The sequence below is a fragment of the Ulvibacterium marinum genome (assembly GCF_003626755.1).
Taxonomy (GTDB): Bacteria; Bacteroidota; Bacteroidia; order Flavobacteriales; family Flavobacteriaceae; genus Ulvibacterium; species Ulvibacterium marinum.
Map to the genome: position 1 here is coordinate 1,087,210 of NZ_RBCJ01000002.1, position 12,396 is coordinate 1,099,605.

A 12,396-nucleotide genomic window follows, 5' to 3' on the forward strand; every position below is an offset into this window, starting at 1 on the left:
TTACGGCTCAAATACATATGCCTAAATGGACGCTATTTTAGAATCTGCCAAAAGCTGGTTGACCGATTTTTTTGATCCTTCCGTTAAAAAAGAAATCCAATACTTAATTGAAAACGATACCGACGAACTTCAAGACCGTTTCTATAAGAATATGGAGTTCGGTACCGGTGGAATGCGCGGTGTTATGGGCGTCGGCACCAATCGCATAAACAAATACACTCTAGGGAAAAGTACCCAGGGCCTTAGCAATTACCTTAAAAAAACATATGGCGATAGTGGCATAAAAGTAGTTATAGCTTATGATTGCCGTCATAATAGTGACACCTTGGCCCGAACCGTGGCAGAGGTATTTGCAGCAAATGGTATCCAAGTATTTTTGTTTTCAGCATTGCGTACAACCCCGGAGCTATCCTTTGCCGTCCGATACTTAGGTTGCCATGCCGGAGTGGTGTTGACCGCTTCCCACAACCCGCCGGAATATAATGGTTACAAGGTCTATTGGACAGATGGTGGGCAAATAGTACCTCCCCAGGATGGAGAAATCATCGCCGAAATCAATGCGCTTTCTTTTGAAGATGTCAATTTTAAGGCCGATGAAAACTTGATCGAGCTTATCGACACCAAGGTGGATGAAGCGTTCATTGAAGCTTCTGTTGCCAATGGGAATTTCAATGCGGCTGGAAAGGATGATTTTAAAATTGTCTTTACCGCCTTGCACGGTACTTCCATTACTGCCATTCCAGAGGTCTTGGAACGTTCTGGATATAAAAACGTGACCATCATTGAGGAACAGGCCAAACCGGATGGGGATTTCCCCACCGTGGAGTCGCCCAATCCCGAAGAACCGGAAGCACTTTCCATGGCCATCAAAAAAGCGGAGCAAATACAAGCGGATATGGTAGTCGGCACAGATCCGGACAGTGACCGTTTGGGCATTGCCGTCCGAAACCTTGATGGGGAAATAGAATTGTTGAATGGGAACCAAACCATGGTCTTGATGACAAAATTTCTCTTGGAAAAACAAAAGGAAAAGGGTTTTAACGGAAATGAATTTGTAGCAACAACCATAGTCTCCACGCCGATGTTGGAAAAAATGGCGACCGCCTATGGAGTGGAATATAAGACAGCACTCACCGGATTCAAATGGATCGGCAAAATGATCAAGGATTTTCCACAACAGCAATTTGTAGGTGGTGGCGAAGAAAGTTTTGGTTATATGGTAGGTGATTTTGTCCGCGACAAGGATGCTGTGACCTCTACCCTACTGGCCTGTGAAATTGCCGCTGATGCCAAGGCCAAAGGAAGCTCTTTTTACAAGGATTTAATCGATTGCTATGTAGATTATGGTTTCTATAAGGAGAAACTGGTCTCCCTAACAAAAAAGGGAATGGACGGAGCAGCGGAAATCAAACAAATGATGGTCGATTTTAAGGAAAATCCCGTTAAGGAAATAGATGGTTCCAAGGTGATTATTGTGGATGACTATAACACCTCTACTTCCAAAAACCTGGTTACCGGGGAAGTATCAGAAATTGATATTCCAAAATCCAATGTATTGATCTATACCACCGAGGACGGTACGCGAATGGCAGCACGACCCAGTGGTACCGAACCTAAAATAAAGTTCTACTTCAGCATCAACGCTGCTTTGGACAAAGCGGAAAATTTCAAAAAGGTGAATCAGCAGTTGGATACCAAGATAGGCCGTATCCTTAGCGAATTCAATTTGGGTTAATGGAGTATTTCAAAAAAATTCTTCGCTTTGCGAAGCCCTATAAGAAATATGGTTTCCTTAATATTTTCTTCAATATCCTATATGCCCTGTTCAGCGCGCTCTCCTTTGCTGCTTTGATTCCCATGCTCAACGTCTTGTTCGACAAGACCAAGCAACTTACCGAACCTCCCGTTTTTCAAGGAATCGGAAAGGCCAAGGACTATTTCATGGACTATATGAACTACCAGGTCACCCAATATTCCGGCGATGACCAAATGAAAGGATTGGTCCTGGTCATAGGTCTGGTATTGACACTCTTTTTATTGAAAAATGTGTTCAACTACCTGGCCATGTATTTTATCACCTTCCTCAGAAATGGTGTTTTAAAGGATATTCGCAACAAGATGTATCAAAAAATTACGGAACTACCTATCTCCTACTACTCTGAAAAACGAAAGGGCGATGTAATTGCACGGATTACTTCGGATGTCCTGGAAATTCAACATTCCTTCCTTTCGGTCTTGGAGCTTATTGTTCGAGAACCCTTGACAATTTTGTTCACCATTATTGTAATGTTCCTCATCAGCGTAAAGCTTACACTTTTTGTCTTTATTTTCATTCCCGTTGCAGGGGCCTTGATTTCACGAATAGGAAAATCCCTGAAAAAAAAATCGGATCGGGTGCAAAAAGAACAAGGCGAATTCCTGTCTATTGTGGAAGAAACTTTGGGTGGACTTCGGGTGATAAAGGCCTTTAATGCAGAATCACGATTTTATAAAACATTTAAATCATCCACGGATCGCTTTTTTAGATTTTCCAATACATTATTGAACCGTCAAAACTTGGCCTCGCCCACGGGTGAGTTTTTGGGCATTTTGGTCATCGGCGTGTTGCTCTGGTTTGGAGGGAAAATGGTTTTGGTGGATGAGACTTTAGACGCCGCTTCCTTTATTGCCTATATGGGATTGGCCTATAATATACTAACTCCGGCCAAGGCCATTAGCAAAGCTTCCTATGGGGTAAAGAAAGGGAATGCCGCAGCGGAGCGCGTATTGGAAGTTCTAGAAACCGAAAATCCTATTGTTGATACATCGGATGCCCTGGAAAAAACAGACTTCAAAAATGGAATCACCCTAGACAATATCTCCTTTAGATATGAAGACGAATACGTGTTGAAGAATTTTGAGCTTACTGTACCCAAGGGACATACGGTAGCTTTGGTCGGTCAATCCGGTAGTGGAAAAAGTACCATTGCCAATCTTGTAACCCGTTTCTATGATGTAAACGAGGGTGAAATCTCAATAGACGGAATCAACATAAAGGATTTGACCAAAAAATCACTTCGTAACCTAATGGGCCTGGTTACCCAAGATTCCATTCTGTTCAACGACACTGTAAAAAGCAACATTTCCATGGGAAAGGAAAACGCTTCGGAACAAGAAATCATTGCGGCTGCAAAGATTGCCAATGCGCATGATTTCATTATGGAATTACCGGAAGGGTATGACACCAACATTGGAGATAGTGGCAATAAATTGAGCGGAGGACAAAAACAACGGTTGTCCATTGCCAGAGCAGTTCTTAAGAATCCACCTATAATGATTTTAGATGAGGCCACTTCCGCGCTGGATACCGAAAGTGAGCGTTTAGTACAGGATGCGTTGGAAAAAATGATGCGGAACCGTACTTCCATTGTTATTGCCCATAGACTTTCTACCATCCAAAATGCGGACAGTATTGTGGTACTGCAAAAAGGGGAAATCGTTGAGCAAGGTTCCCACGCCGAATTACTTTCCAAAAAGGGAGTTTACAAGAAATTGGTGGAAATGCAATCCTTGGCTTCCTAGATCCAAAGCGGGGAATAGGTTCTGTTCCCTCTTTTGTCTTTAGAAAGGCAGTTGATCGATAAGCTTAAACCTTTTCCTATTTTTATAGTCCAAAAGACATATCGAAGAAAATTAATTTGATTTCGGAAGAGACCTTAGTCCAGCAACTAAAACAAAAGGAAACCCAATCCCAGTCCTTTGAGGTGCTTATCAACACCTATAAGGAGAGGCTATACTGGCATATCCGTAGGATCGTTTTAAATCATGATGATGCGGACGATGTGTTGCAAAATACCTTCATTAAGGTTTTTAAAAATATTGAAGGGTTTAAAGGCGACAGCAAATTATATTCATGGATGTACCGTATCGCCACCAATGAGGCATTGACCTTTTTGAAGTCCAAATCGAGAAAATTAGGGCTTAGCGATGTAGAATTGCAGGATCGAATGATAGGAAATCTAGAAGCCGATGTGTATTTTGAGGGCGATGAGATTCAACTGAAGTTACAAAAGGCCATTGCGGCTCTACCGGAAAAGCAGAAACTGGTCTTCAATATGAAATATTTTCAAGAATTGAAATATGAGGAAATCTCAGAAATATTGGAGACCTCCGTGGGCGGACTAAAGGCTTCCTATCACCTCGCTGTAAAAAAAATAGAGGCATCCCTAAAAGAGAGTTAAACTTTTTAAAGGGCTACAAGTCAAAATAAAGACATGGATAAAAAATATAAAAAGCAAGATTTTAAAACCCCTGAAGGCTACTTTGACAGCTTCACCGATAAGATGAAGCAAAAGCTGTCAGGGGAAGAGATTCATCTACCTGTAAAGGATGGTTTTAGAGTACCTGAAAACTATTTTGAAAATCTCAATGAAAAAATAGTCCAAAAAATAGATGAGAAAGACACAAAGGTCATAAAGTTGAGACGTTACATGAAGTTCTATTATGCAGCAGCTTCAGTTGCTGCAATTCTGGTGTTAGTTTTCGGGTTGCGCTCAAATCAAGATGAGTTTACATTTGAGGATCTGGCCAATTCGGATTTGGAAACCTTTTTGGAGAACAATGATATAGGACTAAGTTCTTATGAAATAGCCGAGGTCATTTCCGTGGAGGAATTGGAAATCAATGATATTTTGGAAAATCAAATCAACGACGAAAACATCATGGAGTATTTGGACGATACCGTGGATGATGTGGATGAACTAAACATAGAATTCGATGAATACGAACAATAGCATACGGATATTGATCTTGTTTCTGCTCACAACTACTTTCTTTTATGGGCAGAATAGACCCATTAGGGATAAAATCAAAACACTCAAAGTAGCTTTTATTACGGAGCGCTTAAGTCTGACTTCAGAGGAGGCGCAAGTTTTTTGGCCTATTTATAATGAACATGAAGACAAAATTGAGGCCATAAAAAGAAAGGAAAGACGGGAAATTCGCGCAAAGCTTATGAATTTTGACGAATTGTCCGAAAAGCAGGCCGATGCCCTTCTTAACGATTTGATTGCCTTAGAAAATGAAAAACATCAATTGAATGTAAACTTCATGGAGAAAATGAGCAAAGCAATTACTTCCAAAAAAACATTTCTACTTATAAAGGCCGAGGAAGACTTTAAAAAACGGTTGCTGAAAGAAATGCGGGACAGAAGGCGTAGTGGTGGCTAATGTGAACAAAGAATTCGATGAAAAACGTAAAAAGGGCGCTATATAGCGCCCTTTTTAATTAAACCATCCCATCTGGTAACAGTCAAAAAGATGTAAACCGGACTTGGGAAATTCATCCAAGTCGTAAAATTTATGTTATGAAGAATCTAAAGTTAATTTTACTTATCATGGTATTGTTCGGAACCTTAATGACCGTAAATGCCCAAAGAAAGGTAGTCAAGGTATACCCTCGAATCGGTGCGGTGGTAACCACCGTTCATCAACCAAAACTTGTGGTACACAGAGGTGTTAATTTTCATGTTTCCAATGGGGTCTGGTATCGATTTAGAGGTGGAAGGTATGTGGTCAGTGCGGCTCCAATAGGTGTTACCGTAAGACATCTACCAAGAGGGAACAAAGTTGTTCGAATCAATGGAAGGAAGCTGTACAAATACCGAGGTGTTTGGTATACAAAGCATGGTAGGGGCTATAAGATCGTAAATGTATAATCGATAGTTCGTTCGGGGCAAAGTGAGGTGTGGTCAATGATAAGACATCCTTATTTTGCCCGGAATGATAGTTTTGCTACTCTTCCCTTCCCTGCAGCATAGGCAATGGAATCATTAAAAAAACGAAACGTATAAAAAGGGACGTCGGATATCGTTTTCCAAGTTTCTCCCCAATCACTGGAATACGATATTCCCGTAAAGCCAAGGGCTACCATTTCTTTTCCCTTAGAATTGGGGACGAACTGAACACAACTTTTATATGACGGATTTTGCCCATCGGATATCAAGTTCCAGGTTTCCCCACCATCTTTGGTCATGGCCTTATTTGCCTTATTACTTTCAGGGTCCGTAAAATCACCGCCAAAAACCACGCCCACGCTTTCATCATAAAAATCAACGGAATAGATTCCCTGGGTAGGTTCCTCACTCAAAAAAGGAGTTTCACGTACCTCCCAAGTCTTGCCTTTATCTGGTGAAAAGTAAATGCGCCCTTCCGTTGTGGCAATCCAAGTCTTATTTCCCACGATAGCTATATTGGAATTGCTCGCAGCAAATGCCCCTTCACCTTCAATACCTTCTGGTAAAAAGTCACAAGACAGCTTATTCCAGGTATTTCCTCCATCCCTGGTAATGATTATGGAAAGGCACCCCTCAACACTATCACCTATGGCAATCCCCTCCAGATTATTCCAAAAGGTCATCGCATCATAGAAAACGCTTTCTCCCTCCTCTTGGTATACCAGCTCCATCCGACCTTTATCACCTGTCTTGTAAAGCAAGGCCGGATTGGCAACGGAAAGCATAAAAAAATCCGTGGCCGTATGTGCTACGGCCCTAAACTCAGGGGCAACGGAATCAAAATGTTGAATGTTGGTCCGTACTGTTCCCGTCCTTAAATCTATAGTTCCAAAAGTTCCCTTATTGGCAGCAAAGGCCAAGCTATTGCCCATGATTTCAATTGCGCGAATACTCAAGGAATCTTCATAAATCACTTCGATACCGACAGATGCCAACGGCTTTCTTTCTTTTTCTGAGGAACAGGAAAACAACAATGGAAAAATCAAAGCAAATGTAAAGAATCGCATCATGATAAAGTTTCCCAAAAATAAAGGGAATACCTGCTAAAACAATACCTTTGCAGCCTTATTTTTTAAGAATGAAATTGCATAGAAATTTGGTTTTTGCCGTAATCGACGCCCTTGATTTGATATTCACCAAAGGCGAATACGCGGACAAGGTGATCGAAAAAACATTGAGGCGAGACAAAAGATGGGGCTCACGGGATAGAGGTTTTATTGCGGAGACCACCTACGAAATGGTACGGTATAAACGTCTCTATGCCGAAATTGCCGAGGTAAAGGAACCCTATAGCAGAAGTAACTTATTCCGAATGTGGGCTGTTTGGGCCGTATTAAAAGGAATTGAACTGCCCGATTGGAAACAAATCGCACCTACCCCGGAACGTCGCATTAAGGGTAAATTTGATGAGCTCTCAAAAATCAGGAAATACAGGGAATCCATTCCGGACTGGTTGGATGCTCTTGGGGAAAAGGCATTGGGTGAAAAATTATGGACCGCAGAAATAGCGGCCCTAAACAAACAAGCCCATGTTGTTTTGAGAGTCAACACGCTTAAAACTACAAAGCCCAAGTTGAAAAGAGAACTTCTAGACGCCGGTATTGTCACGGAACCCATAAAGGGGTATCTCGATGCCTTAAAACTACAGGAACGCACCAATGTGTTTAGCTCGGAACCTTTTAAAAATGGATGGTTCGAAGTCCAGGATGCCTCCTCCCAATTGGTCGGAAATTTTTTGGATGTAAAACCTGGGATTCGTGTTGTGGATGCCTGCGCGGGAGCAGGGGGCAAAACCTTGCACCTAGCCGCATTGATGGAAAACAAAGGACAACTTATAGCCCTAGATATTTATGACAACAAGCTTAAGGAATTGAAAAGGCGTGCTCGAAGAAATGGCGCTCATAATATTGAACCAAGGGCAATAGAATCCACTAAGGTCATTAAGAAGCTCTATGGTAGTGCAGACCGTGTCCTCATCGATGCACCATGTACGGGATTGGGTGTTCTTCGTCGCAATCCCGATGCAAAATGGAAATTGCGGCCGGAATTTCTTGAAAAAATCACCAAGACCCAAAGAGAAATACTTTTCAGCTATAGCAAAATGGTGAAGTCGGGAGGTAAATTGGCCTATGTGACCTGCTCAATTCTTCCCGAAGAAAACGAAAAGCAGGTATTCGGTTTTTTGAAATCGGAAGAGGGGAAAGACTTTAATCTTATCGAAGAAAAGCATATCTACGCTTCCAAAAGTGGGTTTGATGGGTTTTATATGGCCTTAATGGTCAAAAGATGAGAAGACCTGTCAGGTCTCCATTGATTATCAACAATCCCTATAAAACCTGTTAACTTTTCCCCGAAAAACTTAGCTCAAAAAGGTGTAAATTTGTGCTTTCTTAAATCAAACAACTTTTAAGTTCAATGATTCACTTTTTCGGCGAGGTCAATACCAAAGTTTTTGCGGTTAAGACCAAACAGGAGCTTTCTCCAAAGGATATAGAAAAATTAACCTGGTTGTTCGGGGACAAATCCAAGATAAACATGGCGTCGATTGACGCCTTTTTTGTTGGCCCCCGGGCGGCAATGGTTACTCCCTGGAGTACTAATGCCACGGAAATTACCCAAAATATGGGAATCTCCGGGATAATACGGATAGAAGAGTTCCAATCCGTTGAAACTGATTTTATGAATTTTGACCCCATGCTTTCCCAAAAATTCAATGGGCTGGGGCAGCGTATTTTTGATATCGATATTGTGCCGGAACCTGTTTTGGAAATTGACGATATTTCCGGTTATAATGAAAAGGAAGGGCTCGCGTTGAATGATGAGGAAGTGGACTATTTGGAAAGACTTTCTGAAAAAATGGGAAGAAAATTGACAGATTCCGAGGTGTTCGGATTCAGTCAGGTAAACTCGGAACATTGTAGACACAAAATCTTCAACGGCAACTTCGTCATTGATGGAAAGGAAATGCCTTCATCCCTTTTTAAGCTAATAAAAAAGACTTCAGAGGAAAATCCAAATGATATTGTTTCGGCCTACAAGGATAACGTTGCTTTTGTTAAGGGACCCAAAGTAGTACAATTTGCACCCAAAGTTGCAGACAGACCGGATTACTATAATGAGGAAGAATTTGAATCTGTGATTTCCCTTAAAGCAGAAACCCATAACTTTCCTACAACAGTAGAGCCCTTTAATGGCGCGGCTACCGGATCTGGTGGTGAAATACGGGATCGGCTGGCAGGTGGTAAAGGTTCACTCCCTTTGGCCGGAACGGCAGTTTATATGACGGCATACTCCAGATTGGAAGAAAATCGGCTTTGGGAAAAAGCCTTTCCTGCCCGTAAGTGGCTCTACCAAACGCCTATCGATATTTTGATAAAGGCCTCTAATGGTGCTTCGGATTTTGGCAATAAGTTTGGGCAACCCTTAATTTCCGGATCCGTACTCACTTTTGAACACCAAGAGCACGAAAGAAGACTGGGCTTTGATAAGGTAATTATGCTTGCCGGAGGCATCGGATACGGGAAGGCAGATCAGGCCTTAAAGGAAACACCCAAAACAGGCGATAAAATTGTTATTCTTGGTGGTGACAATTACCGTATAGGCATGGGCGGCGCAGCTGTTTCCAGTGCGGATACCGGAGAATTTAGTTCGGCCATAGAACTCAACGCCGTACAACGTTCCAATCCTGAAATGCAAAAAAGGGCGTCCAATGCTATTCGAGGTATGGTAGAGAGCAATCAAAACCCCATTGTTTCCATTCATGACCATGGCGCCGGCGGACATCTAAACTGCCTTTCAGAGCTTGTGGAAGATACCGGTGGAAAAATTGATCTGGACAAATTACCTATCGGTGACCCTACCCTCTCCTCCAAAGAAATTATCGGGAATGAATCCCAGGAACGGATGGGGTTGGTCATTGGCCAAAAGGATATCGATTTGCTACAACGTATAGCCGAACGGGAACGCTCTCCCATGTATCAAGTGGGTGATGTTACCGGTGACCATCGATTCACTTTTGAATCCAATGCAAAGGGTGAAAAACCTATAGACGTACAATTGACCGCCCTTTTCGGAAGTTCACCAAAGACTATTATGGAAGATGCCGTCATAGAAAGAAAATATAGGAATCTTTCCTATGCCTTGGAGAACTTTCATGACTATTTGGAACAAGTACTTCAGTTAGAGGCGGTGGCCTGCAAGGACTGGTTGACCAACAAGGTGGATCGTTGCGTGGGCGGTAGAGTGGCCAAACAACAGTGCGCCGGCCCCCTACAGTTGCCTTTAAATAATTGCGGGGTAATGGCACTGGATTTTAAGGGAAAGGAAGGCATAGCCACAAGTATAGGCCACTCCCCTATTTCCGGATTAATAGATCCTGAAGCCGGAAGTAAAAACAGTATTGCAGAAGCCTTAACCAATATAATTTGGGCACCGTTAAAGGACGGGCTAGATTCCGTTTCTCTTTCCGCCAATTGGATGTGGCCTTGCAGGAATGAAGGCGAGGATGCTAGACTGTATGATGCCGTTAAGGCCGTATCCGATTTCGCTATTGCGTTGGGCATCAATGTACCCACGGGAAAGGATTCCCTTTCCATGAAACAGAAATATCCGGATGGGGAAGTCATTGCCCCGGGAACGGTAATCATATCCGCAGCAGGACACTGTAATGCCATTACCAAAGTAGTAGAGCCTGTTTTGCAAAAAGATGGTGGCCCCATATATTACATTAATCTTTCAAAAGATGAATATAAGCTGGGTGGTTCCTCCTTTGGGCAAATACAGAATACTATTGGAACCGATGCTCCAACCATTAGTGATGCATCCTATTTTAAACTGGTTTTTGATTCAATCCAGACTTTAATAAAGAAAGGTCAAATCCTTGCAGGACATGATGTTGCCTCCGGAGGGTTGATTACCACACTTTTGGAGTTGTGCTTTGCTGACAATGACTTGGGTATGGAATTGGATTTAACAGGTTTAGGAGAAGAAGACAACATTAAATTACTGTTTTCAGAAAATTCAGGTATTGTTTTTCAAGCAAAAAATGATGTCGAAATTGAAGACTTTTTAAAAGAAATGAAAGTCGAATTTAAAAAAATAGGCAAAGTAGTTACCAATGGTTTCTTGTTAATTAAAAATGATTTAGGCAAAGAAGAACCAAACGGAAAAGGCATAGGAATCAATACCATTTACCAGCTTAGGGACATCTGGTTTAAGACCTCCTATTTGTTGGATGATAAACAAACGGCAAGTGGACTGGCGAAAAAGCGCTATGAAAACTATAAGAAGCAACCGTTACGTTATAAATTTCCCGATCAATTCACGGGAATTCTACCTGAGCGTACTTTCTCACAGGACAAACCCAAAGCGGCCATCTTAAGGGAAAAAGGCAGTAATTCCGAGCGGGAAATGGCAAATGCCCTCTACTTGGCGGGTTTTGATGTAAAGGATGTGCACATGACGGATTTAATAAGTGGAAGGGAAACTTTGGAAGATATTCAATTTATAGGAGCTGTGGGCGGTTTCTCCAATTCCGATGTACTCGGCAGCGCAAAGGGATGGGCCGGAGCTTTTAAATACAACGAAAAGGCCAATAGTGCCCTAAAAAAATTCTTTGCTCGCCCCGATACACTTTCCGTTGGTATTTGTAATGGCTGCCAGTTGTTTATGGAATTAGATCTAATCAACCCGGAACATGGGAAACAACACGGTAAAATGACCTATAACGACTCGCATAAACATGAGAGCAATTTCACGTCCGTGCAAATCCAGGAAAACAATTCTGTAATGCTCTCCAATTTGGAAGGCACTACTTTGGGTGTATGGATTTCCCATGGTGAAGGCAAATTTAGTCTACCACTACCCGAGGAGAAGTATGACATCGTAGCAAAATATGGGTATGCGGACTATCCTGCCAATCCTAATGGAAGCAGTTACAACACCGCCATGCTGTGCGATAAAACGGGGCGGCATTTGGTTACCATGCCCCATATTGAGCGCTCTATCTTCCCATGGAATTGGGCACATTACCCCAAGAAAAGGGAAGACATGGTTTCTCCCTGGTTACAAGCTTTTACAAATGCCAGGAAATGGGTGGAAGAAAACCGCTCATAGTTATCACTCAGGGATTTTTATAGTTTTGAAAATCAATGGCCATGAATATACGTATAGCCGTTAAAAGTGACCTTCTGGATATTGTATCCCTACTAGCGCATGACAAATTGGGAAAGTCGCGTGAGGATTTTCAAGACCCATTGCCCAAAAAGTACTATGATGCATTTAAAAGAATAAACTCTGACCCCCATCAGGAGTTGGTCGTCATTGTGGATGACTCTAAAAAGATTATCGGGACTTTACAATTGAGTTTCATTCCATACCTGACCTATCAAGGAGGTATTCGTGCACAAATTGAAGCAGTACGGGTGCATGAACAATATCGTGGGCAAGGTGTTGGTCAAAGGTTGTTCGAATGGGCCATTCAGCGTTCCAAAGAAAAAGGTGCACACCTCGTACAACTCACTACGGATAAAAAAAGACAGCAAGCACTTGCATTTTACAAAAAGTTGGGATTTACCAATAGCCATGAAGGGATGAAGCTCCATCTCACTTAAATACAGATCAA

The 12,396-nt window shown here is 42.1% G+C and carries 10 protein-coding genes; 9 read left to right on the plus strand and 1 reads right to left on the minus strand.

The features are described 5' to 3' along the window. Positions 1-25 precede the first annotated feature (25 nt). From D7Z94_RS12015 to D7Z94_RS12040, 6 genes are all read left to right on the plus strand, one after another. Positions 26-1,735: a phospho-sugar mutase gene (locus tag D7Z94_RS12015; protein WP_120711779.1), complete on the plus strand. Its 1,710-nt coding sequence runs from the start codon at positions 26-28 to the stop codon at positions 1,733-1,735. Then, positions 1,735-3,561 (plus strand): ABC transporter ATP-binding protein, encoded by a 1,827-nt coding sequence (locus tag D7Z94_RS12020; RefSeq protein WP_120711780.1) that lies wholly within the window; start codon positions 1,735-1,737, stop codon positions 3,559-3,561. Before D7Z94_RS12015 ends, D7Z94_RS12020 begins: the two co-directional genes overlap by 1 nt. A gap of 116 nt (positions 3,562-3,677) precedes the next feature. Next, positions 3,678-4,220, plus strand: a complete 543-nt coding sequence (locus tag D7Z94_RS12025; RefSeq protein ID WP_120711781.1) for an RNA polymerase sigma factor — start codon at positions 3,678-3,680, stop codon at positions 4,218-4,220. Positions 4,221-4,253: 33 nt separating this feature from the next. After that, positions 4,254-4,772 carry a hypothetical protein gene (locus tag D7Z94_RS12030; protein ID WP_120711782.1) on the plus strand — a complete coding sequence of 173 codons (519 nt, stop codon included), beginning with the start codon at positions 4,254-4,256 and terminating at the stop codon, positions 4,770-4,772. Next, positions 4,756-5,208, plus strand: a complete 453-nt coding sequence (locus D7Z94_RS12035; protein WP_120711783.1) for a hypothetical protein — start codon at positions 4,756-4,758, stop codon at positions 5,206-5,208. Before D7Z94_RS12030 ends, D7Z94_RS12035 begins: the two co-directional genes overlap by 17 nt. 137 nt (positions 5,209-5,345) lie before the next feature. Then, positions 5,346-5,696 (plus strand): DUF6515 family protein, encoded by a 351-nt coding sequence (locus D7Z94_RS12040; protein WP_120711784.1) that lies wholly within the window; start codon positions 5,346-5,348, stop codon positions 5,694-5,696. A gap of 50 nt (positions 5,697-5,746) precedes the next feature. On the opposite strand, the gene D7Z94_RS12045 is transcribed toward D7Z94_RS12040, so the two are convergent. Next, complete coding sequence (locus D7Z94_RS12045) at positions 5,747-6,781, minus strand: WD40/YVTN/BNR-like repeat-containing protein (RefSeq protein ID WP_120712048.1); 1,035 nt, start codon at positions 6,779-6,781, stop codon at positions 5,747-5,749. 71 nt (positions 6,782-6,852) lie between these two features. On the opposite strand from D7Z94_RS12045, the gene D7Z94_RS12050 reads away from it, so the two are divergent. The 3 genes from D7Z94_RS12050 to D7Z94_RS12060 all read left to right on the plus strand — a co-directional run bounded on the left by D7Z94_RS12050 (position 6,853) and on the right by D7Z94_RS12060 (position 12,385). Beyond that, the gene (locus tag D7Z94_RS12050; protein WP_120711785.1) at positions 6,853-8,064 is read left to right on the plus strand and encodes an RsmB/NOP family class I SAM-dependent RNA methyltransferase; all 1,212 of its coding nucleotides are present in this window, start codon (positions 6,853-6,855) and stop codon (positions 8,062-8,064) included. Between the two features lie 125 nt (positions 8,065-8,189). Next, positions 8,190-11,888, plus strand: coding sequence for a phosphoribosylformylglycinamidine synthase (gene purL, locus D7Z94_RS12055; RefSeq protein WP_120711786.1), 3,699 nt, complete (start codon positions 8,190-8,192; stop codon positions 11,886-11,888). Positions 11,889-11,929: 41 nt separating this feature from the next. Beyond that, the gene (locus D7Z94_RS12060; RefSeq protein ID WP_120712049.1) at positions 11,930-12,385 is read left to right on the plus strand and encodes a GNAT family N-acetyltransferase; all 456 of its coding nucleotides are present in this window, start codon (positions 11,930-11,932) and stop codon (positions 12,383-12,385) included. Positions 12,386-12,396 lie beyond the last annotated feature (11 nt).